At 68.9% G+C, this 17,113-nt stretch carries 13 protein-coding genes; 9 read left to right on the forward strand and 4 right to left on the reverse strand.

From position 1 onward, the window contains the following. Positions 1-2: 2 nt before the first annotated feature. Both AC3A6J_RS02360 and AC3A6J_RS02365 read right to left on the reverse strand, forming a co-directional pair. Complete coding sequence (locus AC3A6J_RS02360) at positions 3-767, reverse strand: 4Fe-4S dicluster domain-containing protein (protein WP_487858285.1); 765 nt, start codon at positions 765-767, stop codon at positions 3-5. Continuing rightward, entirely contained in the window at positions 764-3,703 is a 2,940-nt protein-coding gene (locus AC3A6J_RS02365) for a molybdopterin oxidoreductase family protein (RefSeq protein ID WP_487858286.1), read from the reverse strand. The genes AC3A6J_RS02360 and AC3A6J_RS02365 overlap by 4 nt, the downstream gene beginning before the upstream one ends. 84 nt (positions 3,704-3,787) lie before the next feature. Between AC3A6J_RS02365 and AC3A6J_RS02370 the strand changes: the two genes are divergently transcribed. Next, complete coding sequence (locus tag AC3A6J_RS02370; protein ID WP_487858287.1) at positions 3,788-4,732, forward strand: LysR family transcriptional regulator; 945 nt, start codon at positions 3,788-3,790, stop codon at positions 4,730-4,732. Position 4,733: 1 nt separating this feature from the next. On the opposite strand, the gene AC3A6J_RS02375 is transcribed toward AC3A6J_RS02370, so the two are convergent. Both AC3A6J_RS02375 and xsc read right to left on the reverse strand, forming a co-directional pair. Further along, positions 4,734-5,663, reverse strand: coding sequence for a bifunctional enoyl-CoA hydratase/phosphate acetyltransferase (locus AC3A6J_RS02375; RefSeq protein ID WP_487858288.1), 930 nt, complete (start codon positions 5,661-5,663; stop codon positions 4,734-4,736). Positions 5,664-5,680: 17 nt separating this feature from the next. Continuing rightward, positions 5,681-7,504: a sulfoacetaldehyde acetyltransferase gene (xsc, locus tag AC3A6J_RS02380; RefSeq protein WP_487858289.1), complete on the reverse strand. Its 1,824-nt coding sequence runs from the start codon at positions 7,502-7,504 to the stop codon at positions 5,681-5,683. 157 nt (positions 7,505-7,661) lie between these two features. On the opposite strand from xsc, the gene AC3A6J_RS02385 reads away from it, so the two are divergent. From AC3A6J_RS02385 to AC3A6J_RS02420, 8 genes are all read left to right on the forward strand, one after another. Further along, positions 7,662-8,495 (forward strand): IclR family transcriptional regulator, encoded by an 834-nt coding sequence (locus tag AC3A6J_RS02385; RefSeq protein ID WP_487858290.1) that lies wholly within the window; start codon positions 7,662-7,664, stop codon positions 8,493-8,495. 35 nt (positions 8,496-8,530) lie between these two features. Continuing rightward, on the forward strand, positions 8,531-9,487 hold the full coding sequence (locus tag AC3A6J_RS02390) for an AAA family ATPase (protein ID WP_487858291.1): 957 nt from the start codon (positions 8,531-8,533) through the stop codon (positions 9,485-9,487). After that, positions 9,484-11,202, forward strand: coding sequence for a cobaltochelatase CobT-related protein (locus AC3A6J_RS02395; protein ID WP_487858292.1), 1,719 nt, complete (start codon positions 9,484-9,486; stop codon positions 11,200-11,202). Before AC3A6J_RS02390 ends, AC3A6J_RS02395 begins: the two co-directional genes overlap by 4 nt. A 242-nt stretch (positions 11,203-11,444) precedes the next feature. Continuing rightward, positions 11,445-12,254 carry an IclR family transcriptional regulator gene (locus tag AC3A6J_RS02400; protein ID WP_487858293.1) on the forward strand — a complete coding sequence of 270 codons (810 nt, stop codon included), beginning with the start codon at positions 11,445-11,447 and terminating at the stop codon, positions 12,252-12,254. Further along, a complete protein-coding gene (locus tag AC3A6J_RS02405; RefSeq protein WP_487858294.1) occupies positions 12,251-13,255 on the forward strand; it encodes a tripartite tricarboxylate transporter substrate binding protein in 1,005 nt (334 codons plus the stop codon). The genes AC3A6J_RS02400 and AC3A6J_RS02405 overlap by 4 nt, the downstream gene beginning before the upstream one ends. Before the next feature lie 22 nt (positions 13,256-13,277). After that, on the forward strand, positions 13,278-14,720 hold the full coding sequence (gene sauS / locus AC3A6J_RS02410) for an acylating sulfoacetaldehyde dehydrogenase (protein WP_487858295.1): 1,443 nt from the start codon (positions 13,278-13,280) through the stop codon (positions 14,718-14,720). After that, positions 14,720-16,273: an AMP-binding protein gene (locus tag AC3A6J_RS02415; RefSeq protein ID WP_487858296.1), complete on the forward strand. Its 1,554-nt coding sequence runs from the start codon at positions 14,720-14,722 to the stop codon at positions 16,271-16,273. Before sauS ends, AC3A6J_RS02415 begins: the two co-directional genes overlap by 1 nt. Further along, on the forward strand, positions 16,270-17,070 hold the full coding sequence (locus AC3A6J_RS02420) for a sulfite exporter TauE/SafE family protein (RefSeq protein WP_487858297.1): 801 nt from the start codon (positions 16,270-16,272) through the stop codon (positions 17,068-17,070). The genes AC3A6J_RS02415 and AC3A6J_RS02420 overlap by 4 nt, the downstream gene beginning before the upstream one ends. Positions 17,071-17,113 lie beyond the last annotated feature (43 nt).

Consider the following 17,113-nt stretch of genomic DNA (forward strand, 5'->3'; position numbering starts at 1 on the left):
GGCTACTCCTTCGTCTCGGCCGCCGGCGTGATGCGTCGCGGCAGGTACTGGTTGGCCGGGTTGGTCTCCCATTCGGGCATGAGCGCATAGCCACCGCGCTCGCGGATGGCGATCGACACCTCCGAGGTCGGGTCCTTCACGTCGCCGAACAGGCGTGCACCGGTGGGACAGGCCTTGACGCAGGCGGGCTTGCGGTCTTCCTTCGGCAGCTGCTCGTCGTAGATGCGGTCGACGCAGAGCGTGCACTTGGTCATGACCTGGCGCTCCTCGTCGAGCTCGCGCGCACCGTAGGGGCAGGCCCAGGCGCAGTACTTGCAGCCGATGCACTTGTCGTAGTCGACCAGCACGATGCCGTCTTCCTTGCGCTTGTAGCTTGCGCCCGTGGGGCACACGGGCACGCAGGGCGGGTCTTCGCAGTGAAGGCAGCTCTTGGGGAAGTGCACCGTCTGCGTGGCCGGAAAGGTGCCGGCCTCGTAGGTCTGTACGCGGTTGAAGAAGGTGCCGGTGGGATCGGCGCCGTAGGGCTTCTCGTCGGCCAGCGGACCGGCGCTGCCGGAGGTGTTCCATTGCTTGCACGACGTCACGCAGGCGTGGCAGCCGACGCAGACGTTGAGGTCGATGACCAGCGCGAGCTGCTTGGCCAGCGTCTCGCCGGGTTCGGCGCGCACGGTTCCCTGCCCGGCCCGAGCGGCGGGCGATGCGGGCGCAGGCGCGGGCTGCTGAAGCATGGCCGCCGGCGCCATCAAGTCCTTCAACCACTGCATCATTTCTTCGCCCTCCCAGCAAAGTACGTCAGCACGTTCGCCGCCTTGCCCAGCACACCCGGCGCCGTCGGCATGCTCGCGATCTGCGGAAAGCTCTCTTCGGGCTCGCCGGGCTCGGCCGGCCGGATGCGCACGCGCACGTCGTACCAGCCCGCCTGTCCGGTGATGGGGTCGGAGTTGCTGATGGTGCCGCTCGCGGTGCCCGCGCACGGCAGCTCTTCGCTGATGAGGTGGTTGAGCAGGAAGCCCTTGCGCGCTTCGTCGGCGCCCGGTGCGAGCTGCCAGGCGCCGTCGGCCTTGCCGATCGCGTTCCAGGTCCAGACGGTGCCGGGCTCGACAGCCTCGCTGTAGCGCAGCATGCAGCGCACCTTGCCCCACTGGCTCTCGACCCAGCACCAGCCGCCGTCGGCAATGCCCGCGGCCTCGGCCGTGCGCGGGTTCACATGCAGGTAGTTGTGGCTGTGGATCTGCCGCAGCCAGGCATTCTGCGAATCCCACGAGTGGTACATCGCCATCGGCCGCTGCGTGATGGCGTTGAGCGGATAGGCCTCGGTGTCGGTCGCTGCTTCCTCGAGCGGCGCGTACCAGAACGGCAGCGGATCGAAATACTTGGCGATGCGCTCGCGCAGCGCGTCGGGCGGCTGGCGGCCCTGCGTCTTGCCCTGGGCGGCGAGCCTGAAGCTCTGCAGCGTGTCGGAATACAGCGCGAGCTGCACCGGGTCGTTGCGCTGGCGCCAGCCCTTGTCCTTCGCGAAATCGAGGTACTCGCGGTTCCAGTTGCGCATGAAGTGCATGCTCTCGGGCATGTGGTACTGGAACACGCAGTTGTTCTTCTCGTAGGCTTCCCACTGCTTCGGATTGGGCTCGCCGCGCAGGTGCTCGGTGCCGTCCTTGCCGCGCCATCCCATCAGGAAGCCAATGCCCGGCGCCGGCTGAAAGTTGACGACGAAATCCGGGTAGCCTGTGAACTTGCGCCCGCCCTCGGGCGTGGTGAAGGCCGGCAGCTTGAGCCGCGAGGCCAGTTCGATCAGCACCTCCTGGAACGGCTTGCACTGCCCCATGGGCGGCACCACCGGCACGCGCACCGAATCGACCGGCCCCTCGAACTCGGAGATCGGCCGGTCGAGCATGCTCATCACGTCGTGCCGTTCGAGGTAGGTGGTATCGGGCAGCACCAGGTCGGCAAAGGCCACCGTCTCGCTCTGGAAGGCGTCGCACACCACCAGGAACGGGATCATGTACTCGCCCTTGTCGTCCTTGCGATTGAGCATCTCGCGCGTGGCCATCGTGTTCATGCTCGAGTTCCACGCCATGTTGGCCATGAAGATCAGCAGCGTGTCGATGCGGTACGGGTCGCCCTTGACGGCATTGGCGATCACGTTGTGCATGAGCCCGTGCGCCGACAGCGGATGCTCCCACGAGAACGCATGGTCGATGCGGATCGGCGAGCCGTCGGGGTTGATCGCGAGTTCGTCCGGGCTGGCCGGAAACCCCAGCGGCGCGGCATTGAGCGGCGTGTTGGGCTGGATCATGGCCGGGTCGTTGAAGGCCCGGTAGTTGGGCACGATGTGGCGCGGGTACGGCGCCTTGTGCCTGAAGCCGCCGGGCGCATCGATGGTGCCGAGCACGCTCATCAGGATGGCGAGCGCGCGCACGGTCTGGAAGCCGTTCGAATGCGCCGCCAGGCCGCGCATCGCATGAAACGCCACCGGCCGTGCCTGCGTGGTCGCATGCTTCTTGCCCCAGGCGTCGGTCCATGGAATGGGCAGCTCGAAAGCCTGCTGCAGCGCGGTCTCGCCCATTTCGCGCGCGAGCTGGCGGATGCGGGCGGCATCGATGCCGGTGATGGCCTCGGCCCATTCGGGCGTGCAGCTCGCCACGCGTTCGCGCAGCAGCTGGAACGACGGCGCCACGCGCGTGCCGTCGGCCAGCGTGTAGTGCCCTTCGAGCGCCGGGTCGCACCATTCGCCGATGCCTTCGGGATAGGCCGGCTTGGCGGTGCCGTCGGCGCGGTCCCAGATCAGCTTGTTGTGCGGATTGCGGCCATCGCCGGGCGGGCCGCGCTCGGGGTCGAAGGCGAACAGACCTTCGCGCTCGCCCTCGTCGAGCACCACGAGTTGCGGCGCATTGGTAAAGCGCTTGAGGAAGGCGTGGTCGATGAGGTTGGCGGCGATCAGCTCGTGCAGCAGCGCCATGAAGAGCGCGCCATCGGTGCCGGGCTTGATCGGAATCCACTCGTCGGCGATGGCGGAGTAGCCGGTGCGCACCGGGTTGATCGAGATGAAGCGGCCGCCCTCGCGCTTGAACTTGCCGAGCGCGATCTTCATCGGGTTGCTGTGATGGTCCTCGGCGGTGCCGATCATCACGAACAGCTTGGCGCGGTCGAGGTCGGGGCCGCCGAATTCCCAGAAGCTGCCGCCCACGGTGTAGATCATGCCGGCGGCCATGTTGACCGAGCAGAAGCCGCCGTGCGCCGCGTAGTTGGGCGTGCCGAACTGGCGCGCGAACAGGCCGGTGAGCGCCTGCATCTGGTCACGGCCCGTGAAGAGCGCGAACTTCTTCGGGTCGGTGGCGCGGATCTTGGCAAGCCGATCGGTCAGCAGCTCGAAGGCGTGCTCCCAGCTGATGGGCTCGAACTCGCCCGCGCCGCGCTCGCTGCCGGGCTTGCGCAGCAGCGGCTGCGTGAGCCGCGCCGGCGACACCTGCTTCATGATGCCCGACGCACCCTTGGCGCAGATCACGCCCTTGTTCAGCGGATGCGCGGGGTTGCCGTCGATGTAGCGCACCTCGGGGCCATGCTCGCCCTCGCGCAGGTGCACGCGGATGCCGCAGCGGCAGGCGCACATGTAGCAGGTGGTGGTCTTGACCTCGGTCTCGGCGGTGGGCGTGGGCGCCGCCAGTGGATCGTGCAAGGGTTCGCGGGAGAGGAAACTGAACACTGGCGGTCCTTTGTTTTTTCGAGCGTGGCGCAGCCGATGTTAGGTTCGTGCGATCGAACGGAAAAGCGCAGAATATTGCTAACCATGACCGGAAAAACAGATCAAGACCAGAGCCAGTCCACCCGGCTGCGGCTGAACCTGCGCCAGCTGGAGGTGTTCGTCGCCACTGCGCGCGGAGGCAGCACGCGCGCCGCGGCCGACCGGATCGCGCGCTCGCAGTCGGCCGCCAGCAGCGCGCTGGCCGACCTCGAGGCCTCGGTCGGCGTGCTGCTGTTCGATCGCATCGGCCGCCGGCTGGTGCTCAACGAGAACGGCCGCGCACTGCTGCCCAAGGCGCAGGCGCTGCTCGACCAGGCGGCCGAGGTCGAGGCGCTCTTTATCGGCGAGCACGCAGCGCCGCTGCGGGTGGCGGCGAGCTTCACCATCGGCGAATACCTGCTGCCCGAGCGGGTGTCGCACTGGACCGCGCTGCATCCGCAGAGCCAGGTGCACCTGCACATCGCCAACACGCGCGACGTGATCGAGGCGGTGGCGGGCTTCGACGTCGACGTCGGCTTCATCGAGGGGCCGCAGACGCATCCCGACCTCGTGGTGCGCGCCTGGCGCACCGACGAGCTGGTGATCGTGGCCGCGCCCGGGCATCCGCTCGCGGGCCGCGTGGCCACGCACCGGCAGCTGTCGCAGGCCACCTGGGTGCTGCGCGAGCACGGTTCCGGCACGCGCCAGGTGACCGACGCGTGGCTGATCCAGAACCTCGACCAGGTGCATGTCGGCTTCGAGCTCGGCAGCACCGAGGCGATCAAGCGCGTGGTGGCTTCGGGCACCGGCCTGGCCTGCCTGTCGCGCTACACCGTGGCGCAGGCCCTCGAAGACGGCCACCTGGTCGAGCTGCGCACCCGGCTGCCGGCCGGCATGCGGCGGCTCGCGACGGTGATGCACCGCGACAAGCTGCTCGGCCGCGCGACGGCCGACTTCCTGCGGCACTGCGGCGCGAGCGTGCCGCGCGGGGCGGTGGCGCCGCAGCCCTGAGCTAGCTGTCCGCCCTCGCCAGCACCGCCAGCGCCACCGATGCAATGCGCGAGAGCGCCGAATCCGAGCGCGAGGTCAGCACGATGGGCACGCGCGCACCGAGCACCAGCCCCGCGCATTCGCCGCCGCCGATGTAGGTGAAGCTCTTGTAGAGCATGTTGCCGGCGTTGAGGTCGGGCACCAGCAGCAGGTCGGCCTCGCCGCTGACGCGCGACGACATCTTCTTGATGCGCGCGGCCTCGGCCGAGATCACGTTGTCGAAGCCGAAGGGCCCTTCGACGATTGCGCCGGGCCATGCGCCCTCTTGGGCCATGGCCACCAGGGCCTGGGCATCGACCGTGGCCTGGATCGCGGGGTTCACGGTCTCGACGGCGGCGACGATGCCGACCTTGGGCTCGGCGACGCCGATCGTGCGCAGCAGCGCGACGGCGTTGCCGAGGATGTCGCGCTTGGTGGCGAGGGAGGGCGCGATGTTGACCACGCAGTCGGCCACGCCGAGCAGCTTGGGATAGCGCGGCAGGTCGAACAGGAAGATGTGGCTGATGCGCGTGCTGCCGCGCAGGCCCGTCTCTTTGTCGACCACCGCCGACATCAGCTCGTCGGTGTGCAGCGAGCCCTTCATCAGCGCGCCGACCGCACCGGCCTGCGCCAGCGCGGTGGCACGCCGCGCGCTCTGCGCGGGGTCCGCAGCGCCATCGACGATCTCGAACGCGCCCGCATCGACGCCGGCCAGCTCGGCTGCGCGCAGGATCTCCGCGCGCGGGCCGATCAGCACCGGCTCGCCGAGCCCCGCCTCGCGGATGCCGGCCGCGGCCTCGAGCGCGGCGGCATCGCAAGGGTGGACCAGGCCGATGCGCGCGTGCGTGGCCGCGGCGCGCGCGCGCACCACCAGCGCGTCGAGGTGCGGATGCGCAATGGGAAGCGACGGCATGCCGACTCCCGCCTGCCTTAGACGTAGTCCTTGTACTTGTCGAGGAAGCGCACCGGCTTGGCCAGCGCATCGCGGCGGAACGGATCGCCCAGTTCGCGCGTGCACATGATCTCGATCACGCAGGTCTTCTTCTCGTTCATCTGCATGTCGATGGCCTTCTTGAGCGCGGGGCCCACGTCCTCGATGTTGTCGACCACGATGCCTTCGGCGCCCATCGCCTTGGCGATGCCCGCGAAGCTCTCGCTCTCGAGTTCACCGGCGACGAAGCGGCGGTTGTAGAAGTCGACCTGGTTCTTCTTCTCGGCGCCCCACTGGCGGTTGTGGAACACCACGGCCGTCACCGGGATGTCGTGGCGCACGGCGGTCATGATCTCGACCATGCTCATGCCCCAGGCGCCGTCGCCGGCATAGGCCACGGCCGGACGGTCGGGCGCCGCGCACTTGGCACCGATCATCGTGGGCAGCGAGTAGCCGCAGTTGCCGAAGCTCATCGGCGCGAAGAAGCTGCGCGGCTCCTCGAAGCGCAGGTAGCTGTTGGCGATGGCGTTGATGTTGCCGATGTCGGTGGAGACCATCACGCGCGGCGGCATGGCCTTCTCGAGTTCGCGCAGCACCTGGCGCGGATGCAGGTAGGTGCCGCCGGTCGGGGTCTTCTCGCCCTTGGCCTCCTCGATCGCGTCCAGGCTGAACTGGTCACGCTCGTGGGTCCACTCGTCGAGTTCCTTCTCCCACGCGGCTTTTTCCGACTTGATCTTCTCGGCGCGCTCGGCCTTGGTGGCGTCGCAGGCGAGCGTCTTGCCCTGCAGGCGCTTGAGCAGTTCCTTGGCCGTGGCCTTGGCATCGCCGTGGATGCCCACGGTGATCTTCTTCACCAGGCCCAGATTGGTGTGGTCGGCCTCGACCTGGATGATCTTCGCTTCCTTCGGCCAGTAGTCCATGCCGTGCTGCGGCAGCGTGCCGAAGGGGCCCATGCGCGAACCGAGCGCAAGCACCACGTCGGCCTGCGCCATGAGCTTCATCGCGGCCTTCGAGCCTTGGTAGCCGAGCGGGCCGGCCCACAGCGGATGGCTCGCGGGGAACGAGTCGTTGCGCAGGTAGCCGTTGGCCACCGGTGCGCCCAGGCGCTCGGCCAGCGCCTTGCACTCCTCGACCGCATCGCCCATGACCACACCGCCGCCCGACAGGATGACCGGGAACTTGGCCGTGGCCAGCAGCTCGACGGCCGCGTTCAGGCTCATCTCGCCGCCCGCGCCGCGCTCCACGCGCATGGGCTTCGGGATCTCGGTCGTGATCTCGCCGTAGAAGTAGTCGCGCGGGATGTTGAGCTGGGTCGGGCCCATCTCGGAGATCGCGCGGTCGAAGCAGCGCGCGGTGTATTCGGCCATGCGCTTGGGGTTGTTCACATGCCCCTGGTATTTGGTGAACTCCTGGAACATCGGCAGCTGATTGGCTTCCTGGAAGCCGCCCAGGCCCATGCCCATGGTGCCGGTCTCGGGCGTGATCATCACCACCGGGCTGTGCGCCCAGTAGGCTGCGGCCACGGCCGTCACGCAGTTGCTGATGCCGGGGCCGTTCTGGCCGATCACCACGCCGTGGCGGCCCGAGACGCGCGAGTAGCCGTCGGCCATGTGCCCACCGCCCTGCTCGTGCACCACCGGGATCAGGCGGATGCCGGCCGGCGCGAAGATGTCCATCGCATCCATGAAGGCCGAGCCCATGATGCCGAAGATGTCGGTCACGCCGTTGGCGACCAGGGTCTCGACGAAGGCCTCGGAAGGCGTCATCTTCTGCACGCCGGTGACGGCTTCGCGGGTGGGTGCGGCGGGTTGCTTCTGGCTCATGGCATGCGTCTCCTGAAGGAATGGGCTTGGGGTTGCGTCTCGAAAGACGGAACTTCCTGTTCCGAATTTCATTTCGGCGAATATAGGCCCGCGATGCCGTTGCGTCAAACAAAATACAAAAAACGGGACGATTCGTCTTGTTTTTTGTAAAAAGACTATGATCCGGCCCATGAAAATCGTCAAAGGGCCTGTGCCCGTCCTGCCGGAGCCGGCCGCCGGCGACACCCCCACCATGCGCCTGTTCGGCTTGCTTGAAGTCATGGCCGCGAAGGACCAGCGCTATTCGCTGCAGGGCCTGGTGGAAGAAACAGGCATCCCAAAACCCACGCTGCACCGCATGCTCCAGCAGCTCGAAGGCTCGGGCCTGCTGCAGCGCGAGAGCGATGGGCGTCACTACGGCATCGGCACGCGGCTGCGGCGCCTGGCCGAGAACCTGCTGCTCAACGACAGCCTGCATGGCGCGCGCCACACCGTGCTGCGCCAGCTGGTCGAGGAGATCGGCGAGAGCTGCAACCTCACGGCGTTGTCGGGCAGCGAGGTGGTGTACCTCGATCGCGTGGAAACCGCGGCGCCGCTGCGCTTCTACCTGCACTCGGGCTCGCGCGTGCCGGTGCATTGCTCGGCCAGCGGCAAGGTGTTTCTCTCGCAGATGAGCCCGGCGCAGCGCCGCCGGCTGCTGTCGAACGCGCCGCTCGAGCCCTACACCGCCAAGACGCTGATCGATCCCGACGCGCTCGAGAAGGAAGTGCAGCGCGTGCGCAAAGATGGCTATGCGCTCGACAACGAGGAGTTCCTGCCCGGGCTGCTGTGCATTGCCGCGCTCGTGCCCTCGGGCGACGGCGCGCCGTCGAACCTGTGCATCGCGGTGCAGGCACCCGTGATGCGGCTCGATGCGGCCAAGGCGCAATCGCTGCTGCCCGCGCTGCAGCGCGCCGCGCTGGCGCTGAGCCGCATCGACGCCGACGCGGCCGCCGAGCGCGCACAGGCCTGAGCGCCTCCCTCACTTTTTTATTCGAAAGCCCCACCGTGACCGATACCGCAGAACTGCGACCCGACCGGATGCTGAGCGTGCGCGAGGTGTTCGGCATCGACACCGACCTGCAGGTGCCCGCCTTCGGCCCGTCCGAAGCCATCGACGACCATGTGCCCGAAGTCGATGCGGTGTACCGCTTCAACCCCGACGTGACGCTGGCCATCCTCGCGGGCTTCACGCGCGACCGGCGCGTGATGGTGCAGGGGCTGCACGGCACCGGCAAGTCGACCCACATCGAGCAGGTGGCGGCGCGGCTGAACTGGCCCTGCGTGCGGCTCAACCTCGACGGCCACATCAGCCGGCTCGACCTCGTCGGCAAGGACGCGGTGGTGCTGCGCGAAGGCCAGCAGGTCACCGAGTTCCAGGAAGGCATCGTGCCCTGGGCGCTGCAGCGACCCGTGGCGCTGATCTTCGACGAGTACGACGCCGGCCGGCCCGACGTGATGTTCGTGATCCAGCGCATCCTCGAGCGCGACGGCAAGTTCACGCTGATGGACCAGAACAAGGTGCTGCGCCCGCATCCGTTCTTCCGGCTCTTCGCCACCGCCAACACCGTGGGCCTCGGCAACCTCAACGGGCTCTACCATGGCGCGCAGCGGCTCAATCATGCGCAGATCGACCGCTGGAACATCGTCGCCTCGCTCAACTACCTGCCTGCCGACGAAGAGATCGCGATCGTGCAGGCGCGCGTGCCGTCGCTCGCCGACGAGGCAGGCCACGCGCTCGTCGCCTCGATGGTGGCGGTGGCGAGCCTCACGCGCCAGGGCTTCGCGGCCGGCGACCTGTCGACGCTGATGTCGCCGCGCACCGTGATCACCTGGGCCGAGAACGTCGAGATCTTCAAGGACCCGGCACTGGCGTTTCGGCTTTCGTTCGTCAACAAATGTGACGACGCCGAGCGGCCGCTCGTCGCCGAATACTTCCAGCGCTGCTTCGATAAGGAACTATGAGCGAAGCCCAGCAGCGCGCCCGGCAGGAAGAGCGGATCTTCGAGCTCTGCGCGGGCGTGGTGCGGTCCATCAGCGGCGAGCGCGACCTGCACTTTCGCGGTCAGCGGCTGCACCGCGGCCGCACGGCGCTGCCGTGGTTCGCGCCGCACCTGCATCCTTCGGCCGAGACGGACGACTTCGCATCGTTTCGCGGCGTGGCCGACGGGCTTGCGCTGCGGCTCAGTGCGTCCGATGCCGCGCTGCACGAAAGGCTCCGGCCCGAGGAGCCGGTCGAGCGCATGCTGTTCGAGATGCTCGAGCAGTTCCGCGTCGAGGCGCTGGCGCCCGACACCATGGCCGGCATGCGCCGCAACCTGCGGCACCGCCATGAACAATGGTCGCTCGCGTTCCACCATTCGGGCATGACCGACACCGCGCGCGGCCTGCTGCTGTACGCGGTGGCGCAAATCTGCCGCGCCCGCGTGAGCGGCCAGCAGGTGGTGGAAGAAACCGAGGACATGCTCGAGGCCACGCGCTTCGCGCTCGCGCCGCTGATCGGCCACGCGCTCGCGGGCCTGCGCCGCGACCGCACCGACCAGGCCGCGTATGCGGTGCATGCGCTGGCCATCGCACGCACCGTGGCCGCGATGCTGCACGAGGCCGGCGAGGACGCGAGCGCTGCGCGCGACGCGCACGTCGACGACAAGCGCAGCGTGTTCAGCCTCGTCGCCGACATGGACCAGGAGATCATCGAGCGCTTCACCACCGCCGAGTCGGGCCGCAGCGCGGTGCTCGACGACGCGGGCGGCACCTACCGCGTCTTCACCACCGCCTACGACCGCGAGCACGACGCCGCCACGCTGGCGCGCAAGGAAGTGCTCGCAGGCCATCGCGAGAAGCTCGACCGGCGCATCGCGGCCCAGGGCGTGAACATCGCCCGCCTTGCGCGCGAGCTGCGCGCGCTGCTGGCCGACCCGGTGCGCGACGGCTGGGACGGCGGCCAGGAAGAAGGTCTCATCGACGGCCGCCGGCTCGCGCAACTGGTGGCCTCGCCCACCGAGCGCCGGCTGTTCCGCACCGAGCGCATGGCGCCGGTGGCCGATTGCGTCGTGAGCTTCCTGATCGACTGCTCGGGCTCGATGAAGGAGCATGCCGAATCCGTCGCGATGATGGTCGACGTGTTCGCGCGCGCGCTCGAGCAGGCCGGCGTGGCCAGCGAAGTACTGGGCTTCACCACCGGCGCCTGGACCGGCGGCCGGCCGCAGCGCGAGTGGGTGCGCGCCGGCAAACCAGCGCACCCCGGTCGCCTGAACGAACGCAGCCACATCGTCTTCAAGGCCGCTGCCACGCCCTGGCGCCGTGCGCGCCCGGCCATGGCGGCGCTGCTGAAAGCCGACCTGTTCCGCGAAGGCATCGACGGCGAGGCGGTCGACTGGGCCTGCCTGCGGCTCGGCCAGCGCACCGAGGCGCGCAAGCTGCTGCTGGTGATTTCGGACGGCTCGCCGATGGACAGCGCGACGCACCTGGCGAACGACGCGCACTACCTCGACCACCACCTGCGCGATGTGGTGGCGCGCCACGAGCAGCGCGGCGACATCGAGATCGCGGGCGTCGGCGTGGGGCTCGACCTGAGCCCGTACTACAGCCGCAGCCATGTGCTCGAACTTGCCACCTCGACGGGCAACACGATCTTTCGCGAGGTGATCGACCTCATGGCGGGGCGGCACCGGCGCTGATCTTCCAGCCGTTCTCCGGGGCGGCGATGCACAACCAGCGTGCCCTGTGCCCAGGGTGCCGGGTGCTCCCCGCAGCGAAATAAAGAAGGAGCCGAAGGCGGGGGACATTCGCGGAGGGGAGTACCCGGTGGCCTGGGCACCCGCCCTGAAAAGAACCCCAGGTTGACAAACCACCCAACCCGTCCGACCATCGCGTTTCAAATCCAGGAACGACGTTCTATTATTTAGAACAACAAGAGACAATGGACTCCACGCTAGCCAAAGGCCTCGCCGCCATCGAATGGATGACCCGGCAACAACGTCCCTGCCGCGTCACCGACCTTGCACAGGCTTTCGGCATGGCGCGCAGCAACGCGCACCGCACCCTCCAGACGCTGGTCGAATGCGGCTGGGCCGTGCAAGACCCCGACACCAGCGCCTACCGCCCCAGCCTGCGGCTGTTCGAACTCGGCGCGCTCGTGTCCGAGGCCAGCGACATGGGCTCGCTGCTGCGGCCGCACCTCGCGGCATTGGCGCAGCAGACCGGCGAGACCATCCACCTCGCCGTACTCGACGGCGCCGAGATCGTGTACCTCGACAAGTTCGACAGCCCCCTGCCCGTGGCCGCCTATTCGCGCATCGGCGGCCGTGCGGCGGCATATTGCGTCGCCTCGGGCAAGGCGCTGCTCGCAGCGGCGGCGCCCGACGCGGCCGCGCTGCGCGAGAGCCTCGGCAGCCTCGTGGCACACACGCCCAACAGCATCACCGACTTCGATGCACTTCTCCAGGAACTCGAACGCACACGCGTTCGCGGCCATGCCGAGAACCGCGAGGAATGGCGCCTCGGCGTCTGCGGTCTCGGCGTGCCGGTGTTCAACGCACGCGGCGAGGCCGTGGCCGCGGTCGGCATGAGCGTGCCCTCGATCCGCTTCGCGCGGACGCAGGCGCGCGAACTCGCCGAGCGGCTCATGGCATGCGCGCGCGACGCGAGCGTCACGCTCGGCTACCGGGCCAGCCCGGCGCCGGTCACGCCGCTTCCGACTTCCACCACCAAGAGAAGGAGACTCGAATGAACCGGTTACTCGCCCCTGGGCTGCGCGCGACGCTTCTGTCCGCCGCCGCATTGGCTTCTTCGCTCGCCGCTCCCATTGCCGCGCACGCGCAGCAGGCTGGCGCGGACTACCCGTCCAAACCCATCCGGCTGGTGGTGCCGTACCCGCCCGGCGGCGGCACCGACGTCGTCGCGCGCATCGTGCAGGAGCGCTTCTCCGCGCTGTTGGGCCAGCAGTTGCTGATCGACAACCGCGGCGGCGCGGCCGGCTCCATCGGCACCGAGATCGTCGCCAAGTCGGCGCCCGACGGCTATACGGTGCTCTTCACGCTTTCGTCCCACACCATCAATCCGGCGATCTACCCAAAGCTGCCCTTCGACACCGCGAAGGACTTCACGCCTGTCGGCATGGTCGCGTCGTTGCCGCAGATCCTCGTGGCCAACACGCAGTTCGCGCCCAACACCGTGGCCGAGCTCGTCAAGCTCGCCAAGGACAAGCCCGGTTCGCTGTCCTTCGCCTCGGTCGGCAATGGCTCGCCGGGCCACCTGGCGGGCGAGCTCATGAAGCTGCGCACCGGCACGCAGATGACCCACATTCCCTACCGCGGCGGCGGCCCCGCCGTCACCGACCTCATGGGCGGGCAGGTGCCGCTGCTGTGGGTGTCGATCCCTGCCGCGGCGCAGTTCGTGAAGGCGGGCAAGCTCAAGGCGCTGGCAGTGTCGACCACCAAGCGCAGCGCGGCCTTCCCCGACGTGCCCACGATGCAGGAGGCCGGCGTTTCCGACTTCGACGTCGACTCGTGGTACGCCATGTTCGTGCCCGCGAAGACGCCGCAAAGCGCCATCGACAAGCTCAACCGCGTGATCAACACGGTCGTGAAAGAGCCCGAGATCCGCGACAAGCTGCTGGCGCAGGGCAGCGAAGGCGTGGGCGGCCCGCCCGAGCAGCTCGGCAAGGTGGTGGACACCGAACTCGTGCGCTGGCAGAAACTCGCCAAAGAGGCCAGCATCAAGGTGGACTGACCGACAACCGACGAAAAGACCCATGGAACATTCAACCGCACCCTCCTCTTCCCCCATCGCCGAACTCGTGGCGCGCGCCCGCGCTGCGCAGCGCATCTACGAGACATGGTCGCAAGCGCAGGTCGACACCGCGGTGGTGGCGGCGGGCTGGGCCATCATCGAACCCGCGCGCAACCGCGAACTGGCCGAACTGGCGGTGGCCGATACCGGCGTGGGCAACGTCGAGGACAAGGTGCGCAAGAACCACCGCAAGACCTTCGGCCTGCTGCGCGACCTGCAGGGCGCGCGCTCGGTGGGCGTCATAGCCGAAGACCCGGCGCGCGGCATCGTCGAGATCGCGCGGCCCGTGGGCGTGGTGTGCGCCATCACGCCGTCCACCAACCCGGGTGCCACGCCAGCCAACAAGATCATCAATGCGCTCAAGGGGCGCAACGCGGTGATCGTGGCGCCCTCGCCGAAGGGCTGGTCGACGGCGGCGCGGCTCATCGAATTCATCCACCAGCAGTTCGACCGCATCGGCGCACCTCGCGACCTGGTGCAGTTGCTGCCCTCGCCCGTCAACAAGCAGTCGACCGCCGAGTTGATGCGCCTGTGCGACCTGGTGGTGGCGACCGGCTCGCAGGCCAACGTGCGCGCCGCCTATGCGAGCGGCACGCCGGCATTCGGCGTGGGCGCGGGCAACGTGGCGGGCATCGTCGACGAAACCGCCGACGTGGACACGGCGGCCGATCGCATCCTGCTGTCGAAGACCTTCGACAACGCCACGAGCTGCTCGTCGGAGAACAGCCTGGTCATCGTCGATGCGGTGCGCGCAAAGATGCTCGCGGCCCTCAAGGACCGCGGCGCCGTCATGCTCGCCGACGCGCAGAAGGCCACGCTGCAGTCGCTGATGTGGCCTGAAGGCAAGCTCTCGCCCGCGGTCATCGGCCAATCGGCCCGCGTGATCGCCGAACGCGCGGCCGCCATGGACGGCGCCAACCGTGAGGGCTGGCTCGCCATTGCCGCCGCCGAACCGCGCGTACTCATGGTGGCCGAAGACGGCGTGGGCCATGCGCACCCGTTCTCCGGCGAGAAGCTGAGCCCCGTGCTGGCCGTTTACGCGGCGCGCGATTTCGCCGAGGCGGCCGCCACGGTCGAGCGCATCTACGCCTACGAAGGCGCGGGCCATTCCGTGGGCCTGCACAGCACGCGACCCGAACGCGCGCTGGCGCTCGGCCTCACGTTGCCCGTGTCGCGTGTGATCGTCGACCAGGCGCACTGCATCGCCACCGGCGGCAGCTTCGACAACGGGCTGCCGTTCTCGCTGTCGATGGGCTGCGGCACCTGGGGCAAGAACAACTTCTCCGACAACATGAACTACCGGCACTACCTGAACATCACGCGCGTGTCGCGGCCCATTGCCGAGCGCATGCCGAGCCAGGACGAGATCTTCGGCGCGTTCTTTTCGCAGTACGGAGCGAACTGATGGACAGGGCGGCCGGCGCGGACACCGTCCATGGCTTGATCGAGAACGCTGCCGCCCGCACGCCGCATGCGGTGTATGCGCTCTCCTGCGACAGCGGCGAGCAGCAGCAGATCGACTTCTCCTCGCTCGCAAGCGGCTGCCGGCGTGTGGCGGGCCTGCTGCACCGCGCCGGCGCACGACCCGGCGACACGGTGTCGGTGGTCATGCCGAACGGGCTGCAGACGCTGCGGCTGCTGCTCGGCGCGATGCATGCGGGTTGCGTGGTCAATCCGGTCAACCTGCTGTCGCAGCCCGACCAGATGCGCTATGTGCTCGCGCATTCCGACTGCCGCGTGGTGTGCGTCGCGCCCGAGTGGGAAGAACGCGTGCGCGCGATGCTGGTCGATGCCGGCCGGCCGGTGGACCTGCTCGTGGCCGCGCCCGATGCGGCCACGCTGCCCGGCGAAGACGATGACGATGACGAGGACGATCGGCAAGACAGCACGGCGTTAGCACCCCCCTCACCCGACGCCGTCGCGCTGCTGATGTACACCTCCGGCACCACCGGCCTGCCGAAGGGCGTGATGCTCACGCAGCACAACCTGGCCGCCAATGCGCACGCGATCGGCGCGGAGCATGCGCTCGGTGCGGCCGACCGCGTACTGGCCGTGCTGCCGCTCTATCACATCAATGCCTTCTGCGTGACCATGCTCGCGCCGCTGGCCTTCGGCGGCAGCCTCGCGATGCCGCCGAAGTTCTCGGCCGGGCGCTTCTGGCAACAGGCCGGCGACACGCACTGCACCTGGATCAACGTGGTGCCGACCATGATCTCATACCTGCTCGAGGGCGAGCCACCACCGCGCTCGCAGACGGCATCGCTGCGCTTCTGCCGCTCGGCCTCGGCCGCGCTGCCGCCCGAACACCACCGCGCCTTCGAGCAGAAGTTCGGCATCGGCATCGTCGAGACCATGGGCCTCACCGAAACCGCCGCGCCCTCGTTCTCGAACCCGATGGAGCCGGCGCTGCGCAAACTCGGCTCGGTCGGCCGCGCCTCGGGCTGCGAGGCGCGCGTGATCGACGCCGCCCTGGCCGAAGTGCCCGACGGCGTCACCGGTGAGCTGGCGATCCGCGGGCCGAACGTGATGCGCGGTTATTACAAGAACGACGACGCCACGCGCGCGAGCTTCACGCCCGACGGCTGGCTGCGCACCGGCGACCTCGGGCACCGCGACGCCGACGGCTTCTTCTTCGTGACCGGCCGCATCAAGGAACTGATCATCAAGGGCGGCGAGAACATCGCGCCGCGCGAGATCGACGAGGCGCTGCTGCAGCACCCCGCGGTGCTCGAGGCCGCGGCCGTGGGCGTGCCCGACCGCCACTATGGCCAGGAGATCGGCGTGTGCATCGTGCTGCGCGAGGGCTGCGCCTGCACCGAGGACGAACTGCGCGCCTTCAGCGCCACCGCGCTCGGGCGCTACAAGGCGCCGGGGCACTACCGCTTCGTCACCGACCTGCCGCGCGGCCCCTCGGGCAAGGTGCAGCGCCTGAAGCTGCTGCCGCTCTTTGCCGCATGACGGCGGCGGAACTGCTGGTGCCGCCGCTGGCGCCGGCGCTGCTCGCCTACAGCCTCTGCGTGGTGTTCGCGGCCGGCGTGGTGCGCGGTTTTGCGGGCTTCGGCTTCTCGGCCGTCACCGTGGCCGGGCTCTCGCTGGTGGTGTCGCCCGCGCTCGTGGTGCCCGCGATCTTCATGCTCGAAGTGCTCGCCAGCCTGAGCCAGCTGCGCGGCGTGGCGCGCGACGTCGACATGCCCTGGCTCGGCTGGCTGATGCTGGGCAACCTGCTGTTCATTCCGCTGGGCGTCGCCCTGCTCGCCTGGTTGCCCGAGACACCGCTGCGCCTGTTGATCGGCGCGCTGCTCATGGCAGCGGCGCTGCTGCTGCGCGCCGGCGCGCGCGCCACGCTCGTGCCCACGCGCGCGGTGCGCTTCGGCGCCGGCCTGGTGTCGGGCCTCATCAACGGCGTGGCGGCCATCGGCGGCATCGCGCTCGCGGTGCTGCTGAGCACCACCGCCATGACGCCTGCCGCGCTGCGTGCGACCATGATCGCGCTGCTGCTGTTCAGCGACGTGGTGTCGCTCGCGAGTGCCGCGCTCATCCCTGCGGGCGCGCATGCCTCGGGCTCGCTGCTCGGTCCCGACACGCTGAAATGGGCGCTCTGGCTCGCGCCCGCGATGCTGGCCGGCATCTGGTGGGGACAGCGTTCGTTCAAGGGCGTGTCGCCGGAGCAGTTCCGCCGGCATGTGCTGAATCTGCTCGTGGTGCTGGCGTCGGTGAGCGTGCTGCGCTCGGTGGTCTCGCTGCTGTCGGCCTGAGACGCTGCGCACGCCCGCTATGTATGCTGCGGCGACATGCTGA

Source organism: Variovorax sp. Soil_C_39, from assembly GCF_057656815.1.